Below are 17,901 nucleotides of genomic sequence, written 5' to 3'. Positions count from 1 at the left end.
CTTTTGACCCTTTAACCCTTACCCTCTATGTTCCCCAAAACCACGTTTCTGTTACCAGCGGCGTTCCTGTTCTTTGTGTCCTGTAAAGAAAAATCGGAGGAAAAGCCTGCCGGGATCGAACATGTGATCGTGATTGGGATCGATGGTCTGAGTCCTGATGGCATCAAAAAAGCAGAGACGCCAGTGATTGACGATATGATAGCAAATGGAAGCGTGAAATGGAATGTGAGAACGGTGCTTACCTCCGCGAGCAGCCAGAACTGGGCTTCGATGATCATGGGTGCAGGACCTGAACAGCACGGAATTATTAATAATGATTGGGAAATGGATGATCATACCCTGCCCCCGATCGTCAACGAAGCCGACGGGCGTTTTCCGACCATTTTCAGTATTTTCCACAAAGCGAAGCCCGAAGCAGAAATCGGTGTAGTTTACCACTGGGATGGTTTTGGAAGGTTATTTCAAAAAAACGCGGTAAATTATGACAAGCGTTTTTCCACAGAAGATTCTACTGCCACCGATTTCATTAACTATATCAAAGCAAAAAAACCTGCCTTGGGATTTGTGCATTTTGATCATGTCGATCATGCGGGGCATCACGGTGGACATGGTTCGGAAGAGTATTATAAGTCGGTTGTAAAAGCGGATTCATTGATCGGGAAAATTCTCGCAGGAATTAAAGACGCCGGAATAATGGACAAAACATTAATAATCCTTTGGGCAGATCACGGTGGCATCGGTTACGGACATGGCGGCGCTACCCCACAGGAAGCCGAAATCACGGGCGTATTTTATGGTAAGGATGTAAAAAAAGGATATAAGATCGAGCAACAGGTTTACACCTATGATCTGGCATCAACGATGGCATTTGCATTGGGCGTGCAGCAGCCTTACGCCTGGATCGGGCGCCCGGTTAAAGCAGTTTTTGAAGAATTTAATGAGCCTGCAAACCTTTGGTTAGGAGAGAAAGCGGTGGAAGCACCGGTCATTTACCCGGACAGAAAATTGTATCAGCAGGCCGGGGGGCTTTATATTGATGAGATACCAACCGTGAAAATTGAGAGAAGGATTGATAAAAGCACGACCAGGTACACGATCGACGGCACGGACCCGAATACGAAGTCTCCTTTGTATGAAAAGCCTTTTAAACTCGATAAAACCTCGGTTGTAAAGTCAAGGTCATACGATGAAAAAGGCAATCCAAGTATCCTTTCAACTGCTTATTTCAGAATCGTCAAGACGGGCCTCGGCAACGGATTGTCTGCTACATTCTATCAGGGTGATGATTTGAAAAAGTTGCCTGATTTTAACAAAATAAAAAAGGGCGCATCCTGGACAAGTCCCGAATTCGCTTTAAACCGCGACGATATCAATAAGTTATTGGAAAAAGGGAATGAAAGTTTCGCAGCTAAATTCGAAGGACTAATCCAAATTGACGAGCCGGGAAAATACCTTTTCACAACCCAATCAGATGACGGAAGTAAATTGTATATCGATGGCAAAGAAGTGGTGGACAATGACGGTAACCACGGCGTACAGGAAGAAACGGGCACTATTGAATTGACGGCCGGCAAACATCCGATCCGGGTGGAATATTACAACAATGGCGGTGGATTCTGGCTTGATGCATTCTACAAAGGCCCTAAAATCGCCAAGCAACTGATCCCGGCTGATAAATTATTTTTAAAATGACCGAGGCGCAAAACAGGACGGAAGGGGATGTCAACTTATCACGCGCGCGCAATGAATGGTATGCGGTGATGGACGATCCTGCGACCGTTTCATATCTGCGTGAGGATGAGGAACATTTTCTTCACCAATCCCTGTCAACGCCCTGCCTGGATGTGTTAGCTTCTTGCGAAGGCATTTACCTAACCGACATTCAAGGGAAAAAATATATGGATTTTCATGGTAACAATGTACACCAGCTCGGTTACCGCAATCCATTTATAATGGAAGCGCTAAAAAAACAGCTCGATATCCTGCCTTTTTCCCCAAGAAGATATACCAATGTGCCCGCCATCGAATTGGCCAAAAAACTAGGCAGCCTGCTGCCAGGCGATCTTAACCGCGTTTTATTTGCTCCTGGCGGCACTTCTGCCATTAGTATGGCATTAAAGCTGGCACGGATCGTGACAGGCAAACACAAAGTGATCTCACTTTGGGATTCCTTTCACGGCGCTTCACTTGATGCGATTTCTGCCGGAGGCGAACTGGATTTCAGGAAAGATATGGGTCCACTGATGCCGGGAGTGGAAAGAATTCCGCCTCCCATGACTTATCGTGGCCCATTCATCAATGCAAATAATGGTGACCTGCCCTATGCCGATTACCTCGAATATGTAATTGCAAAAGAGGGAGATATAGGTGCATTTTTGATTGAAACGATCAGAAATACAGATGTTCAAATCCCATCTCAGGCTTATTGGGAAAGGGTAAGAAGCATTTGTTCCAGACACAAAGTCCTGCTGATCCTCGATGAAATTCCCATCGCATTTGGGCGCACTGGAAAGATGTTCGCATTTGAGCATTACGGCATTGAGCCGGATATTATTTGTCTGGGGAAAGGACTTGGAGGAGGCATAATGCCAATGGCCGCAATTGTTGCAAGGGATAGTTATAACATTGCCCAAGAAGTTTCGCTGGGTCATTTTACCCATGAGAAAAGTCCATTGGGAAGTGTGGCGGCGCTGGCTATGTTCGAATATATAGAGCAGAATCACATTCTGGAAAAAGTAGAGGCCGATGCTTTATTTATGCAGAAAGCATTGGAGAAACTGAAAAGCAAATTTCCCATAATCGGCGACATTCGAGGAATCGGCTTGCTATGGGGTATTGAATTGGTAACCAACCGGGAAAGTCGTGAGAAGGCGGTCATGCAGGCGGAAGTTGTCATGTACGAATGTCTTAAAAATGGTTTGAGTTTTAAGGTATCTCAGGGAAATGTGCTCCAACTCTCTCCGCCTTTGATTATTACCCGCGAACAGCTGAGCGAAGCTTTGCGGATTCTGGAAGACGCCCTTGAAAAAGCATCAACACTAGTCTGAATCACAAAAACCAATGTTATGCGACTGAAAGAATCACTACTGCGATCAAATACCTTTTTCATTATTTGGGCGCTGGTAGCCTCTTTCGGGGCTTATTTCTGTATGTATGCGTTCAGAAAGCCTTTTAATGCAGGGCTTTATAACGGGCTGGAAGTTTGGGATATCAGTTATAAAGCAATCCTGATCATTTCGCAGGTCGCAGGATATACACTTTCGAAATTTGCGGGTATCAAGATCATTTCAGAATTAAAACCAGGCTCCCGGGTTCCGCTGGTGATTGGACTAATCTTGTTTGCGGAAACTGCCCTGCTGCTGTTTGGGCTCGTCCCATATCCATATAATTTTATCTTCCTGTTCTTTAATGGCCTTCCGCTGGGAATGGTTTGGGGTGTTGTTTTTAGTTTTCTGGAAGGTAGGAAGTTTACGGAAATGCTTGCTATGGGGTTGAATATCAGCGTAGTAGTTGCTTCCGGGATTCTTAAAACCACTTATATTGAAATACATACTTTATTGCCTGGAATATCAGAATTCTGGATGCCATTTTTGATGGGGCTTCTCTTCTTACCGCTGTTTTTTCTTTTTGTATGGATGCTATCGGTGATCCCGGAGCCCACATTGGAGGATATTAAACTCCGGACGGAACGGTTGCCAATGACGAAGCAGGATAAGCGACTTGTGATGAAGCAGCTCGGGCTTCCCATTATTTGCCTCGTCATTTTCTATGCTACCCTCGTTGTTGTCCGCGACTTTCGGGATAATTTCACCATTGAAATCTGGAATGAAATCGACGCGGGTTGGGGTAGTAGTGTGCTGACAACCACAGAGATGATTACGGGTGTTATCGTGCTGGCGGTGATCGGTTCCCTGGCTTTTGTGCGTGACAATGTATTGGGTTTCAGGCTTACCAATCTCATATTGTTCACGGGAATGTGCCTGATTGGGCTGTCGACTTTTTTGTTTGAAAGAAACCTGATCAATGGGTTTTTCTGGATGTTGCTAATCGGGCTGGGGATGTTTCTGGCTTACACTGTGCTTCAAACTGTTGTTTTCGACCGGATGATTGCCTTGTTCCGCGTTAAAGCCAATGCTGGTTTTTTCGTTTACATCTGCGAAAGCATTGGTTATCTGGGAAGCGTCGGACTGCTTCTATATAAGGAGTTTTTCATGAAAGACCTGAGTTGGTCTAAGGTCTTGATGCAGTTTTCCTATGTACAATTTGGCGTCGGGCTGTTGTTGCTCACATTGAGTAACATTTATTTTGAAAGGTACAGGACTGGAAAAAATCGCCGGGAAAGTAATTCAACAATGGCTGTCACGTGAGAAAGCCAGAATCTCAATTTCACCTTTTAATCTATTTCAGCTTATTTTGCCAGTTTCAGCTCCACGATGGCAGCTTTCTGGGCGGGGGAGGCGTGTCTGGCAGCATTACTTCGTCTTGGCCTTTATCAGGATGTAGTCAAGATCATTACCATTAGAGAACGCTGAAATCTGGGTAAACTTTTCGTAATTATCCCATCTTTTCAGCTTATCCTCGTCGAGTTTCGGAGCAATATTTTCCTTTAAATTTAGAAGGCCTAGAATAACCCGGTTTTCGAAATCATAATCGGAAAGATCTTTGAGCATAATCCTGTCGGCGATCTCGCTAATGTAGATGATCTCAATCTTACCGTCCCGATAAATCATCTTCGGGCATTTGTCACAACCAGCTTCTTCATCCTTATAGTAGCTGTCTAACTTTCCTTTTCCTAAAACCGCCTCCACTTCATCCTGATTTCGGAACGCTACTTGCGAAAGGTCCATTTCAACGGTAACCGGAGCATTCTCATCATGGTCATTAAGGACAAAGAATTTCACGAAAATGGCTATTAATACCACAATGAATGCGATAAACTTCCAATTTGCCCATTTGCGCTTAACAGTAACAGGTTCCATACGGATGGTCTGGTTTTTATATGATTGAATAAAATACAACACTAAACAGGAAATATCATGCCAGCTGAATTAATCCAAACCGTTCAGACACCAGAGTCGAATTACGATCAGCTGACCATTGCGGAAGCGACGCTGGTCCAGCAGGATTTGAAAAAATATTTAAACCTGAATCCATATCTGGGACCTATCCGAACCATAGCTGGGGCCGATATTTCTCTGTCGCTGCATAGTGAAACGGTTTTTGCGGGAATCGTCATTTTGAGTTTCCCGGATCTGCAACCCGTTAGTTATTCACTGATCAAAAGCAGTACGACTTTTCCATATGCACCTGGTTACCTGGCATTCCGAGAAATTCCGGCACTGTTAAAGGCATATGAACAAATTTCGGATAAACCTGATGTTGTGATGTTTGATGGAAATGGCATCCTTCATGCAAGAAGAATGGGTATTGCTTCTCATTTTGGGATTTTGACAGACACAGTAACAATGGGTTGCGCGAAAAAAAAGCTGGTCGGGAAATATGATGAACCAGGTGATGAAAAGGGTAGGTATTGTTCGGTCATAGATCGTCAGGAAGAAATTGGCTTTGCGTTAAGAACCAAAAATAATCTTAAGCCTGTTTTTATCTCGCCCGGTAACAACATGAGCCTTCAGGACAGCCTGGAAATTGCAATGAAGTGTATCAGCAAACACCGCCTGCCAGAACCAACGCGCCGGGCACACGAATATGTCAATCTATTCAGGACTGGGGAGTTAAGAGAAGGATATCATGAGGTAAATGACTTGCGGTTGTTCTGATTGTAACCGGTAAAGCGTCAACTTGGCGATCCAAGAGCCAGAGGCTCGACCGATCCTCCGAAGCACCGGGTTTCAACCCAGTGGACCATGGACAGGTCAGATTTTTAAATTGACGGATTGAAATCCGTCTTTATGATATCGATCGAGCCTCTGGCTCTTAGGTGGTAAATTCCAGTCATTTCATCACTTCATCAATCGCGTCCAGCAGGTAATGTTTCGGATCCGAGCCATATTCCCAAAACATGACGCCGCCTAGCTTTTGATCCAATACATATTTGCATTTCTCTTTCACTGACTCTTCGTCCTCATACATCAGGATTTCGCGGGTCGTTGCGTTTACGAGGTAAGGCACTTTGGCAACATCATCCCTGAATGCTTTGAACCCTTTTTTGTTTACCAAACTGTCTTTAAAGTATGTATATCCGTCCATATATTCCTGAGCGGTTTGCTTCTGTCCAAAACCCTTGTCGAGCTTCGCCACTGTGAACTTCCGGCCATAAAAGGGAATTCCCACGACCAGCTTATTGATAGGAACGCCGGCAGCATGAAAAGCTTTAACTGCCTTGTCAACAGAATGTTGCGAATTGTACAATTTGCTTTGATAAAGGTTTGCATGATGCACCACAGTATCCCCCTGAAAAAGATCGTAAGTCATCAGGTTGACAAAATCCAGGTATTGGGCAGCTTTTCCCATTTCGGTGGTATTCAGAAAAGATATAAACCCGGCCGTGGCAGTAGTAAGCAATTTCTTTTTACCGCTTTTTTTTTCAAAAAAGTCAAGCTCCCGGCGCAATGCTTCGAACATGAAGGTGTAATTCTGCTTGTCGTCCGGGCGATATACATTCCCGTCTTCACCAGGAATTCCTGGATATTCCCAATCAATATCCACGCCATCCAGATCGTATTTTCTGATTAAGTCAACGGAGCTTTTGGCAAAAATTTTGCGGGCGGCGTCGGTTAAAACTGCATTGGAAAAGTTTTCGCTCCACGTCCACCCACCCAGGGAAATGAGGATTTTGAGATCGGGATTCTTTGCTTTTAATAAATTCAGCTTGCGAAAGTTCGACGAGTCGGTTTTCAGGTTCGAAAGAAAAGCTTTGCCATCCTTCACGTCGACGAAGGCATAATTAATATGCGTGAGCTTATCTGCTTCGATATCATCTGTGTCGAGTAAGCCGTGGAATCCACCGACATATCCAATGACAGCTGGCTTGGATTTAGTTTGCGTTTCTACCTCTTTTTTCTCTTCGGATTTGCATCCGGTGAAAATTGCAAATGATGAAAGAGCCGTAAATAGTGAGAATAAAAAGGTTTTGCTAATGTTAGGCAGGTTCATGATGATTTGAAACAGTTGAGGCGTTAAAGTAAATATTACTTCATAGCAACTCCTAATCTGTCCGAAAACAAAATCGCATTATTGCGAGCTTTTTGTCTCATGCAATGCGTCCAGTTGTTGCAATGCTTTCTGGAGATCTATTCCTTTTCCAAGGACGCCTTTGAAAAGGTCGCCCTTTTCTTTCACCCTGTCCAGCATATTATTGATCGTAAATTGCTTCGGGCTCAAACCCTTTTTTACCTCGCTCCATTCCAGCGGAGCAGAAACTGTTGCGCCCGGTTTGGGGCGGACACTGTACGCACAAGCAAGCGTCTGTGCGATCCGATTTTGAAGGAAATCGACATAAATGTGATTTTTCTTACGCTTGGCAAGTGATCGTTCCAATGTAGTTAGGCCCGGGAGGTATTCAGTTACCAAGCTTGCCAGGATTTCGGCGAAACTTCGGGCAGCATCATAATCATATTTTTTGTGAAAAGGAATGTAAACATGCAACCCTCTTGACCCGGAAGTTTTGCAATAACCGTCAATGCCGATCCGGTCAAGGATGTCTTTAATCGTAAGGGCAACTTCTATCACATCGTCGAAGGTGTTTTTTGGGGACGGGTCGATATCCATGACAATGTAATCCGGATATTCCAGCTTATTAATGGTCGAATTCCAGGGGTTCATCTCAATGCAGCCGAGATTGGCAGCATACAACAAGCTATCTACATCATTAACAACCAAGTAATTAACCATCTTATCAGTCGACTCTGCATGTATTTCCGCTGTTGTTAACCAATCAGGAGCATGGTCACCGACATCCTTCTGGAAAAAGCCTGGCTCGTTAATGCCATTTGGGTTTCGCCTCATCGACAATGCCCTGTTTTTCAGGTAAGGCAGGATATAGGGGGCAATTTTACTGTAATATTCCAGCAGGTCGCCTTTGGTAATCTTCTCGTCGGGCCAATATATTTTGTCCAAATGTGTTAACTCGGCTTTCTTTTTCATGATGCCTTTCTTTTTGGAGCCGCAAGACTTTCTTTCAATTGCGCCATCAGATCCTTACTTTTCGAATGGACAATCTTCATTTTTGGCGAGGCTGGTTTCTTGCCTTTTGCCTTCGCCATGATGAGTTTTAGCAGATTTTCATTATACGTATCCTTATATCTGGAAATGTCGAAGTCGGTGGTAAGCTGCTCGATCAGCTGGATTGCCATATTCATTTCGGCAGGTTTTACTGCGATGTCAGGAATGTTCAGGTCTACGGTATCTCTTATCTCTTCCTGAAACCGGATTTTATTCAGAATCAATAGGTCACCCTGTGGTTTGATCAATACAAGACTTTCCCGGTTTCGAAGGACGTACGTTCCTAAACCGGCCTTACCCGTTTTTTTTAAAGCTTCACGAAGGAGCGCGTAGGGTTTTGCGCCTGATTTTTCAGGCTGGAGATAATAAGGGGTTTCGTAGTAAATGCTGTCAATGTCTTTTTCATTGATAAATTCAGCAATTTCGATGATCTTGGTTTTTTCAGGACTGGCTTTTTCAAAATCCTTGTCATCCAGAATCACATAATCATCCTCTACTTTATATCCTTTGACAATGTTTTCCCACTCGACTTCCTTGCCTGTATTGGCATTAACGCGGTGGAATTTAATATTGGCGTGATCTTTTTTGTCCAGCATGTCAAGATCCAGCTCGCTGCCTTGCGTTGCGCTGAAAAGTTTGACGGGAATATTAACGAGGCCGAACCCAATCGACCCTGACCATATTGCTCTCATAATCTTCTGAAAAAATTTACAAGATAATGTTCTCAAAATCCGTGCCTTAATGGTTTAATGCCACGAATGCACGAATGAAGCACGAAAAGCATTCGTGCTCCATTTGTGCATTCGTGGCAAGAAAAAGAGAAATTCCTACTGCCCCAGCCATTCCTTAAAAGCCCCCATCTTCTCCCGACTGATCAGAATATCATTATCAGTACAATGCTCCAAATGGATTTTCAACCGGCTATTTGAATAAGTAAAAACCTCCTTAATCGCCCCAATAGCGCTGATATACTTCCGATTAAGCCTGAAAAATTGCTCCGGCGAAACCATATCCTCGATTTCATCCAACGTATAATCCACAATGTATTTCTTGGACTGCCTCGTTTGCAGCAGCGTCACCTTTTCCTCACTGAAAAAGTACGCAATGTCGTGTACATCGATGGTCTGAATACGTTCGCCGATTTTTACCAGAAAGCGGTTTTTAAAAGTTTTTGTAGGTTGGATCAGGTTTCTGATCTGTTCAAGGGAGATAGCACGCTCCTTCCTACCCGACTGAAATTTATCCAGTGCATTCCCCAATTCTTCGGGATCAATTGGTTTGAGGAGATAATCAATGCTGTTGAGCTTGAAGGCCTTAATTGCATATTGGTCAAAGGCGGTGCAGAAAATGATAGGAGCAGTAACCTTAGCCTTTTCAAAAATTTCGAAACTGATGCCGTCTGCTAGTTGAATGTCAAGAAAGATCAGGTCAGGTTGGGGATTTTTGGTAAACCAATCCACAGCCGCCGTCACCGTATCCAGGTTCCCCAGAATTTCGGATTGCGGTAGTTTTTCCGTTAAGAGTTGTATGAGACGGCGGGCGGCGGGCTTCTCGTCTTCGATGATCAAAATTTTCATTTACAAGGCATTTTATTAAAACGGAGGGAATTATCTTCAAACACTCAACAACGGCAATTTCACAATAAACGAATCCCCATCATTCAAAATCGAAATCCGCTCCTTGCTCAACAACTCATATCGTTTGCTGATATTTGAAAGCCCAATGCCAGTCGAATCTTCCGAAATGCTGCTTTTCAATTGAAGATTATTTTTCACGGTCAAAACCTGATCAGCCATTGCTATTTCGATTTTCAATGGCTTTTCGACGGATGCAATGTTATGCTTGATCGCATTTTCCAATAGCAATTGCAATGATAGTGGCGGCAGGAAACCCGTCTTTTGACCAACATCAATATGGTATTGCAAGCTTTCCTCAAACCGGATCTTTTGCAGCGACAGATAATTTTCAGCGAAGTCAAGCTCCTTTTCCAATGATACCAATTCCTCCTGCTGTACATCCAGGACATACCGGTAAATCTTCGACAATTTATTAATAAACCGCGCCGACGTATCCGCATTTTCATAAACCAGGTTACTCAGTACATTCAGCGAATTGAAAAGAAAATGAGGATTTAATTGGTCTTTCAGCGACTGAAATTGCTGTGCAAAACGCTCCGTTTTAAGTTGTTCCGCCTCAATAGCAGCCTTGCGCCATTCCAGCAGAAACGATCGGCTGATCAATATAAATGTTATCACGAAGGAGATCTGCATGGGGAATTTAGTCCAATTGACCATGTCTTTCCACGGAATATTCCTTAATGTAAACGATTCGCGAAAAAAATAAAGGATGATAAAAATGATAATGAAGCTGGCAACAAACACATATAAAAAGTAGCACAAGCATTCCAGCACAAGCCTTTTAACCGGAAATTGGATCCAGGAAATGGTCCTGTCAAAATAATCTTCAAACATGAAGCCACCATAACTCAGCACACATGACATCACAAATGACTCCAAAATGTTATCCCAAATATCCCGAATGCCGGATAAACTTAGGAAGCAAGAAGGGCAAGATGATAGTGTGATCGCAATTCCAATCAGGAAGTTGACACCAATGAAGCCGGGTGAAAAATTCCAGAATTTCCTGGACCCTTTGGTTGATCGTGGATAAAGCGTGTCAGAGATGTTGGTTTCCACTGGTGTTGCTATTGACATACCATTATTTGCAATTTTTAACCATTTGTTCCGCAAGACTTTTTCCCCAGGTTGGCAATATAGCCGCTTTTAATGCTTCCTCGTCCTGTGCGACGAATATGTCGGCACTTTGCTTTGCCAGGCCACACGCTTTTTCGGGACCTGTGCCAAAGAATTTCGCCATACCCGCTTCCATTTGCGCCATTAGTATCAGAGCGCGCGGATTTTTATTGTCGATACTCAAAGCCCGACCAAATGTTTGCATCACCTGGCCTGATAAACTTTGGCCTCTGCTGGCAGGATCGGCGCTTAGTTTTGCCATGATCACAAATCCCTGCAAAGTGACGATTTCTACATTATTTGGAGAAAGCGCATCCGCTTTTTTGACCAATGCGTCGGCAGCGTCAAGCGCTTCATCTTTTTTATCGGATGTGAGAGTGGCATTTAGTCCCTGATAAGTATAAGCCAGTGCATTGTAATACAGCGGCTGCCATTCTTTGAGGTTAAGTTCGGAAATCCTTGCAAATGCATTGGCGGATTGTTGCAATTCCGGAAGAGAATCGGCTTCAATGACTTTGGCGATTTCCTTTTTCATCGCTTTTTGGTAAGGCGAATCCTGTGCGATTGCAAAGCATACATTCAGGAATAATAATGCCAGGATAATGGTTAGCTTTTTCATTTTTTTGTTGGTTAATTGATTGATTATAAGTTGTTCAGATTGTTTGCTGCTTTGTCTTTGGAAAGGGTAATGAAGAGTCCGATGAATGCAAACCGCTTGGCGCCCTGGCTTATCGGAAGGCTCTGGAATGTGCCGGTTTCATCGGGCTGCGAAGCGTAGCGGTAACCAAATACATTGCTTCTGCCGAGTACATTGGAGCAGGCGACGTGAACGATCACATTTGGTTTGGGCAGGTAACTCCAGCTTAAACTCAGGTCGGAGTAAACCTTTGTTTTGCTTTGCATTTCATCCGCAAGATTTGGGTTATTGAAAGGATAGCCGCTATTCCATGACCAGGAAGTGCCGAGCTGTGATTTCAATGCACTTACGAAATATTTGGCTACCACTGAGCCATTGTGTTTGGGCGCAAAGGATGGCTGCACTTTTGTTTCATAATTGGCAAACCGGCGTTTGCTGTCTACAAAACTATATGTGATCCAGAAATCGGTGCCGCCGATGGTTTTTTTGTCCCGATAGAAAAAATCAATTCCTCTTGCAAACCCGGCGCCATTCTGGGTAATGTTTTTTGGGTTAGCTGGTAATCCTTTGTATGTAACAAGGTTATCATAAATCTTGTAAAAAGATTCAGCCCTGAATGTGCGATTGTTGCTGACGATGAAGTAATTAAGAATGTAATGTGTGGCGGCTGTATTTCTCAGGTCTGTTTGCAAAACCCTGATTTTCTCCTCTGGTAACTGTTTGAATTTTCCAGCCGCAAAAGAGAACTGCCCCTGATTTTCTAGTTTATAGGCAACCGAAAATCTTGGCGTAACCCAGGTCTGATTGGCCAAAGAGCTGTGTCCCGTTCTCAATCCACCCACCATAATCAGCCGGTTGCTGAAATAGTAAGTTGCCTCGATGAAATGGTTGACCTGGTGATCAGTGTACCTTCTTTTTAGGTTTGCGTTAGGCAACGCTTCAGAGTAAGATTTTACATACCATTCCAATCCATTTTTCAGAGAAAACTGCGGCGAGAAATCTTTAACCGCAACTGCTTTGGTATGAACGAGCTGGTTGATCTGGCGGATCGGATCCAGATTAATGTTGAATTTATCGCGGTTATGAGAAAAAGCCATCCCGCCATAAAAAAACCAGCCCTTATTTCCTGAATGTTTCAATGAAATGTTGCCATAAGAATAGCGGTTATTGAGTTGAACGCGATCACCACGGCCATCGCCCGCCGACCCACCCGGCACTTTTTGCCAGATCGTCATCCCGTTTCCTTCAGTATGGAAGTAGGCTTTGATAAAACCTGATCTACCTTTTTCCGCATTTCCCCACTTTTGTCTTAATGAAATCTCTGAATCCCAGCTGGACGGGCTTTTTTCCCAATCAAAATTTTGTTTCACCAATGATTGGTAAGGAGCAAGGTTATAGTAATTCCCGGAAGCATTCAACGCATTTTGTTTGCCAACCAAAGTCTGCGAATAGCCGCCTCCAAGCGACATAACGCTGATATCACCCTGATTTCGCAATGGTAAATCGAGTGTATTCAGGGCTAAGGCTGAGGAAAGTGCCTGTCCGTATTCCGCGGAATATCCGCCTGTGCTGAAAAACGATCCTTTGAAGAGGTTTGGGCTGAAACGGGTCCTGGTCGGAACATTGGAAGCAGTACTGCCAAATGCATTGCCTACTTGCAAGCCATCGATGTAAATAGCGGTTTCGGAAGCATCGCCGCCTCTCACAAACAACCGCCCATCGTTGCCGACCGTTGAAGTTCCTGGTAATGTGAGCAATGCGGCCGTGATATCGCCCATTGCGCCGGAAGTGGTGACGATATCTATTGGTTTCAAAACAACCGACTTTTTCTCATCATTGGCTTCCATGGCACCAGCTGTAATGGTAACAGCCGTGAGCAGGTTAATGCTCTCCGCAAGCGCTGTTTTCAAATTGACTGGCTGGCCGGAGCAGGTAATGCTTATTTCCTGCGTCTTAAATCCAAGTGCCTGAATGCTGACAACTTGTAAGCCGGTTTCGTCGGTGGCGAACGCGAAGTTTCCATCAGCGTCCGAGGAAGTACCATCATAAGTACCTTTCAGCGTAACATTCGCGCCTGGGATTGCCTCGCCTTTTTGATCTGTCACTTTTCCGGAAATCGTCGTTTGCGCCGACGCAATGGAAGCGATTAATAGAAGCAGGGAGATCAGATAGGTTTTCATTTTGCTTTTGTTTTACCCAAAATTGGACAGAAAAAAAAGCACCGAAAACCGAAGTCAACCGAAGTTTAGAATTGGCTGGTCGAAGTGTATGAGAAAGCGTATGAAGTGTAGCCGGTTACAAAGTTTTTAAACTTTTTACCAAATTTCGTAAAATGCTTGTATTCAAATATTTAGTTCTGTATTTTCATTCAAAAGTTAAACATCATAGCTATTTGGATATTCTATACGTTTAAAAATTCTGTTAGTCTGGCACATTTATTTCTAAAACAGATCGAAATCAATTGAACGGAAGAATAAACCTTAACCCAAATATCGCTATGGTTGCTTCATTAGGTAACAACGCAATTAATACACTTAAGCCAGGCGCAGTACTTACCGTATCCGGTGCCAAAACTGAATCAGATGCCCAAAGAGAGGTGGCAGATTTTCTACAATCAAGTAACAGGCATGACCTGGGTTATTTCTTAATTTCCAAAGATTACTTTTTGTTGTATTTGAAGTCGGGAAGTTCATTAAGTGGTATTGCATAAAGCACAAACTTTTTTGATCAAACAGTTATGGTACAGTCAGGTACTTTCAGGTTACTTGGGCAAAAGCTCATCAATATTATCATTCACAGGGAAGACGTAGTAAAAATAGCACCGATTAAGAAGGGCCGCGGTTGCATTATTTATTTAAAAAATAAGGTGCCGTATGCCGTAAGTGAAACTCAAAGAGAAGTTTATAGCAAATTAGAATGGGTCGCCTAGAAAAGGTCGCCTAGAAGAGGTCGCCTAGAAAAGGTCGCCTAGAAAAGGTCGCATACAAAAGGTCGCAGCGTAATTATCTGTTACCATGAAAGTGAAGAGGGCATCGGCAAAAACCGGCGCCTTTTTTGTTTTTATTGCACTTAATCGTGAATGTGCGTGTATTCCCGAACCTGCCAGTGGGCATCCACGTTATCCCGGTTCTACACCACAATAATCCTGATGACTAAAAAAACATACTTTTTTTTAATTCTTATTCTCGGAAGTCTTACTGCACTCGGCCCTTTTTCCATTGATATGTACCTACCGGGTTTTCCGGCAATAGCCAAAGACCTGCACACCACTGCCGCCAAAGTATCCCTCTCATTATCCGGGTTTTTTATCGGAATATCATTCGGCCAATTGTTATATGGCCCGCTCCTGGACAGGTTTGGGCGTAAAAAGCCGTTGTTTATCGGACTTTGCATTTACATTATTGCATCCATTGGCTGTGCATTAACTGATAGCATTGAAGGTTTGATCGTACTTCGGATCATCCAGGCGATTGGAAGCTGTGCGGCTACTGTGGCTTCCGTTGCAATGGTTCGCGATCTTTTTCCGGTCAATGAAAATGCTAAAGTCTTTTCTTTGCTGCTTCTGGTAGTAGGCGTTTCTCCAATGATCGCGCCGACGGTGGGTGGATACGTTACCTCGGCATTTGGCTGGCATGCAGTGTTCTGGATATTGGCCGTCATGGGCGTCGCCATATTGGCTGCAACCATTCTGTGGCTGCCAGACAGCTATAAACCGGATAAATCAATGTCTTTAAAACCCGGACCGATCATTCAGAATTTCATTGCTGTCGTCCGCGAGCCGCAATTCATTACTTATTCATTAACCGGTGCAGTCGCATTTGCGGGGCTGTTCGCTTATGTATCAGGATCGCCTCTGGTTTTTATGGAGGTTTTTCATACCAATGAACAGACGTATGGGTGGATCTTTGCCTTCCTATCCGTTGGTTTTATTGGATCCAGTCAGCTTAATACTCTGTTTTTGAGAAAATTCAGCAGTGAGCAGGTGGTTAATCTGGCATTGATCTGCCAGGTTATCATTTCGTTTACTTTTCTGGCAGCCGCATCAAATGGTCTGCTCACATTACCTACCACCATTGTCTTCTTATTCTTTTTTCTCTGCTGCGTCGGTTATACTTACCCCAATGCGGCAGCGCTATCCCTGGCGCCCTTCTCGAAAAATGCAGGAAGTGCCTCCGCTTTGATGGGTGCGTTTCAAATGGGCGCTGGAACGCTCATTTCCATCGCCATAAGTCTGTTTGAAGTACCTTCAATTGTTCCGATGGTAGGTTCAATGGCAATTTCCGCTTCCATTGCGCTGATGATCCTATTGGTGGGAAGGCGATTTATTACGCAGAAAGTAGCAGTACAGGAAGGCGCGGATGCAGGAGTTATGCATTGAGAAGATTTGAAGAAATAACAATGAATTCATATTTCAAGAAGCTATCCGAGTTACTAAAAACTGAGCGGGAAGAGGACAAGCAATCCTATTTACGGCTTACCGAGATGTCTTCTGTTTCCGAGCGTCGTGCGAACGGGCTGGCATGGTACCCTATCGCCATCCGGGGAAACGAAATGACAAGAGGCGATTACGTTTCCGTTGAAATCGAAAGAACGACACATTTGGATGTCCCGCATCAATTGCGTTTTGGTATGCCTGCCGTTTTGTTCAGCAACCACGATCCGAAAAAGGACCGTGTTGAAGGAATCATTTCCCACCAGAGCGGCAACCGGCTGAAAATCACATTACGTGCCGACGAACTACCCGAATGGTCAAGAGACGGAAAGCTGGGAGTGGATTTGCTTTTCGATGATAACAGCTACGATGAGATGCAAAATGCGCTCAAAGCCGCTGATGCAATGGCCGAGGACGAAAAAGAAGGTCATTTGGTGAAAGTACTGATTGGCGAAAAAGCACCGACATTTCACCCTTCCCTAATCAGGGTCGAAAATCCAAAACTGAATGCTTTTCAAAATGAAGCAGTCACCAAAATCCTTTCGGGAAACGAGCTGGCAATTGTCCATGGGCCGCCCGGCACCGGAAAGACGACTACTTTGGTTCAGGCAATAAAGGAATTGATCGAACGCGATCACAAGAAAATACTGGTGGTTGCGCCCAGTAACACCGCCGTGGATCTTTTAAGCGAAAAATTGAGCGAAGAAGGTCTTAATGTCATCCGTGTGGGCAACCCGATCCGTGTTTCGGAGCGGTTAATGTCGCTTACGCTGGACAGCAAAATGACGTCGCACGCGGGAATGAAGGAAGTGAAAACCTTGAAGAAACAGGCAAGTGAATACAAGAATCTGGCGCATAAGTACAAACGTCAGTTTGGAAAATCGGAGCGCGATCAGCGGAAAGCCCTTTTTGATGAAGCCCACCGGATCATGAAAGACGTGGGGAAAATCGAACAATATGTGATTGACGACGTATTGGAAAAAGCGCAGGTAGTGACCGCTACGTTGGTCGGCGCCAATCATTACACGGTTAGGAACCTCAAGTACGATACAGTCGTCATTGATGAAGCAGGGCAGGCGTTGGAACCGGCTTGCTGGATAACAATTTTAAAAGCTGAAAAGGTAATACTGGCAGGAGATCATTTTCAACTCGCACCGACGATCAAATCGAGCGAGGCGGCAAGGAATGGTTTGAGTAAAACACTATTGGAAAAATGTGTGGAGCTGCATCCGGAGTCTGTCGTTCTTTTGGAAGAGCAGTACCGTATGAATGAGGCGATTATGGGATTTTCTTCCCAAGAATTTTATCAAAATAAATTAAAAGCACACGCTTCGGTAGCTAACCGGACATTGTTTCCGACAGATCAGCCGCTTACATTCATTGATACTGCTGGCTGCGGTTTTGACGAAAAAATCGAAGGCACCAGCTCAACAAACCCAGATGAAGCCGCATTTCTATTCAAACATTTATCCCAGCTCGTTACATCGCTCATCGAAGCAATCCCAAACCCTCGAACCAACCCGAACAACTTCCCAACAATCGCCATCATTTCCCCATACAAACAGCAGATCAGCATTCTCAAAGATCAACTTTCGAATTCTTCGGCCTTGCAGCCGTTTCTGGACAAAATTTCGGTCAATACCATCGATAGTTTTCAGGGCCAGGAAAGGGATGTTGTTTATATAAGTATGACCAGGAGCAATGCGGAGGGCGAAATCGGCTTTTTGTCTGACATTCGAAGGATGAATGTTGCGATGACCCGCGCGAAGAAAAAGCTGGTCGTGATCGGAGACAGCGCTACCCTCTCCCAATTAAAATTTTACACGGATTTCATCACCTATGCCGAAAATCTGAATGCTTATCAGAGCGCATGGGAATTTGCCGACATTTAGTTTTTG

15 protein-coding genes are annotated in these 17,901 nt (G+C 44.2%); 7 read left to right on the top strand and 8 right to left on the bottom strand.

What is annotated here, in order from left to right; translation table 11 throughout:
• Positions 1–27 precede the first annotated feature (27 nt).
• The 3 genes from FHS68_RS24035 to FHS68_RS24025 are packed head-to-tail and all read left to right on the top strand — an operon-like array spanning position 28 to position 4,367.
• The gene (locus FHS68_RS24035; protein ID WP_167276088.1) at positions 28–1,692 is read left to right on the top strand and encodes an alkaline phosphatase family protein; all 1,665 of its coding nucleotides are present in this window, start codon (positions 28–30) and stop codon (positions 1,690–1,692) included.
• Positions 1,689–3,047, top strand: a complete 1,359-nt coding sequence (locus tag FHS68_RS24030; RefSeq protein WP_167276086.1) for an aspartate aminotransferase family protein — start codon at positions 1,689–1,691, stop codon at positions 3,045–3,047. The genes FHS68_RS24035 and FHS68_RS24030 overlap by 4 nt, the downstream gene beginning before the upstream one ends.
• Before the next feature lie 18 nt (positions 3,048–3,065).
• A complete protein-coding gene (locus FHS68_RS24025; RefSeq protein WP_167276083.1) occupies positions 3,066–4,367 on the top strand; it encodes a DUF5690 family protein in 1,302 nt (433 codons plus the stop codon).
• Between the two features lie 105 nt (positions 4,368–4,472).
• Here the strand turns inward: FHS68_RS24025 and FHS68_RS24020 are convergent, their stop codons facing one another.
• On the bottom strand, positions 4,473–4,979 hold the full coding sequence (locus FHS68_RS24020; RefSeq protein WP_167276080.1) for a hypothetical protein: 507 nt from the start codon (positions 4,977–4,979) through the stop codon (positions 4,473–4,475).
• A 57-nt stretch (positions 4,980–5,036) separates the two neighbouring features.
• On the opposite strand from FHS68_RS24020, the gene nfi reads away from it, so the two are divergent.
• A complete protein-coding gene (gene nfi, locus FHS68_RS24015; protein WP_167276078.1) occupies positions 5,037–5,777 on the top strand; it encodes a deoxyribonuclease V in 741 nt (246 codons plus the stop codon).
• A gap of 175 nt (positions 5,778–5,952) precedes the next feature.
• Here nfi and FHS68_RS24010 read toward each other — a convergent pair whose 3' ends face one another.
• From FHS68_RS24010 to FHS68_RS23980, 7 genes are all read right to left on the bottom strand, one after another.
• Complete coding sequence (locus FHS68_RS24010) at positions 5,953–7,113, bottom strand: glycoside hydrolase family 18 protein (RefSeq protein WP_167276075.1); 1,161 nt, start codon at positions 7,111–7,113, stop codon at positions 5,953–5,955.
• Positions 7,114–7,191: 78 nt separating this feature from the next.
• Positions 7,192–8,103 carry a non-homologous end-joining DNA ligase gene (gene ligD, locus FHS68_RS24005; protein ID WP_167276072.1) on the bottom strand — a complete coding sequence of 304 codons (912 nt, stop codon included), beginning with the start codon at positions 8,101–8,103 and terminating at the stop codon, positions 7,192–7,194.
• Positions 8,100–8,873, bottom strand: coding sequence for a non-homologous end joining protein Ku (gene ku / locus FHS68_RS24000; protein WP_167276069.1), 774 nt, complete (start codon positions 8,871–8,873; stop codon positions 8,100–8,102). The genes ligD and ku overlap by 4 nt, the downstream gene beginning before the upstream one ends.
• 135 nt (positions 8,874–9,008) lie before the next feature.
• The gene (locus tag FHS68_RS23995) at positions 9,009–9,758 is read right to left on the bottom strand and encodes a LytR/AlgR family response regulator transcription factor (RefSeq protein WP_167276068.1); all 750 of its coding nucleotides are present in this window, start codon (positions 9,756–9,758) and stop codon (positions 9,009–9,011) included.
• 36 nt (positions 9,759–9,794) lie between these two features.
• Entirely contained in the window at positions 9,795–10,895 is a 1,101-nt protein-coding gene (locus FHS68_RS23990; protein WP_167276065.1) for a sensor histidine kinase, read from the bottom strand.
• A 4-nt stretch (positions 10,896–10,899) separates the two neighbouring features.
• Positions 10,900–11,553, bottom strand: a complete 654-nt coding sequence (locus FHS68_RS23985) for a hypothetical protein (RefSeq protein WP_167276063.1) — start codon at positions 11,551–11,553, stop codon at positions 10,900–10,902.
• Between the two features lie 23 nt (positions 11,554–11,576).
• Positions 11,577–13,751, bottom strand: coding sequence for a TonB-dependent receptor (locus FHS68_RS23980; protein ID WP_167276060.1), 2,175 nt, complete (start codon positions 13,749–13,751; stop codon positions 11,577–11,579).
• Positions 13,752–14,068: 317 nt separating this feature from the next.
• On the opposite strand from FHS68_RS23980, the gene FHS68_RS23975 reads away from it, so the two are divergent.
• From FHS68_RS23975 to FHS68_RS23960, 3 genes are all read left to right on the top strand, one after another.
• Complete coding sequence (locus tag FHS68_RS23975) at positions 14,069–14,281, top strand: hypothetical protein (RefSeq protein WP_167276058.1); 213 nt, start codon at positions 14,069–14,071, stop codon at positions 14,279–14,281.
• A 438-nt stretch (positions 14,282–14,719) separates the two neighbouring features.
• The gene (locus FHS68_RS23965; RefSeq protein ID WP_167276053.1) at positions 14,720–15,949 is read left to right on the top strand and encodes a multidrug effflux MFS transporter; all 1,230 of its coding nucleotides are present in this window, start codon (positions 14,720–14,722) and stop codon (positions 15,947–15,949) included.
• Between the two features lie 20 nt (positions 15,950–15,969).
• Complete coding sequence (locus FHS68_RS23960; protein ID WP_167276050.1) at positions 15,970–17,895, top strand: AAA domain-containing protein; 1,926 nt, start codon at positions 15,970–15,972, stop codon at positions 17,893–17,895.
• The last annotated feature ends 6 nt before the right edge of the window (positions 17,896–17,901 follow it).

Source organism: Dyadobacter arcticus (genome assembly GCF_011762185.1).
GTDB classification, from domain to species: domain Bacteria; phylum Bacteroidota; class Bacteroidia; order Cytophagales; family Spirosomataceae; genus Dyadobacter; species Dyadobacter arcticus.
The sequence above is the reverse complement of the archived record's forward strand: the minus strand, read 5'-3'. Positions and strand labels throughout refer to the sequence as shown.

Coding starts and splice junctions, on each gene's coding strand:
- FHS68_RS24030 (WP_167276086.1), top strand. CDS start 1,689: ATGACCGAGGCGCAAAACAGGACGGAAGGGGATGTCAACTTATCACGC.
- FHS68_RS23965 (WP_167276053.1), top strand. CDS start 14,720: ATGACTAAAAAAACATACTTTTTTTTAATTCTTATTCTCGGAAGTCTT.
- ligD (WP_167276072.1), bottom strand. CDS start 8,103: ATGAAAAAGAAAGCCGAGTTAACACATTTGGACAAAATATATTGGCCC.
- FHS68_RS24025 (WP_167276083.1), top strand. CDS start 3,066: ATGCGACTGAAAGAATCACTACTGCGATCAAATACCTTTTTCATTATT.
- FHS68_RS23975 (WP_167276058.1), top strand. CDS start 14,069: ATGGTTGCTTCATTAGGTAACAACGCAATTAATACACTTAAGCCAGGC.
- ku (WP_167276069.1), bottom strand. CDS start 8,873: ATGAGAGCAATATGGTCAGGGTCGATTGGGTTCGGCCTCGTTAATATT.
- nfi (WP_167276078.1), top strand. CDS start 5,037: ATGCCAGCTGAATTAATCCAAACCGTTCAGACACCAGAGTCGAATTAC.
- FHS68_RS23980 (WP_167276060.1), bottom strand. CDS start 13,751: ATGAAAACCTATCTGATCTCCCTGCTTCTATTAATCGCTTCCATTGCG.
- FHS68_RS24020 (WP_167276080.1), bottom strand. CDS start 4,979: ATGGAACCTGTTACTGTTAAGCGCAAATGGGCAAATTGGAAGTTTATC.
- FHS68_RS24035 (WP_167276088.1), top strand. CDS start 28: ATGTTCCCCAAAACCACGTTTCTGTTACCAGCGGCGTTCCTGTTCTTT.
- FHS68_RS23990 (WP_167276065.1), bottom strand. CDS start 10,895: ATGTCAATAGCAACACCAGTGGAAACCAACATCTCTGACACGCTTTAT.
- FHS68_RS24010 (WP_167276075.1), bottom strand. CDS start 7,113: ATGAACCTGCCTAACATTAGCAAAACCTTTTTATTCTCACTATTTACG.
- FHS68_RS23985 (WP_167276063.1), bottom strand. CDS start 11,553: ATGAAAAAGCTAACCATTATCCTGGCATTATTATTCCTGAATGTATGC.
- FHS68_RS23960 (WP_167276050.1), top strand. CDS start 15,970: ATGAATTCATATTTCAAGAAGCTATCCGAGTTACTAAAAACTGAGCGG.
- FHS68_RS23995 (WP_167276068.1), bottom strand. CDS start 9,758: ATGAAAATTTTGATCATCGAAGACGAGAAGCCCGCCGCCCGCCGTCTC.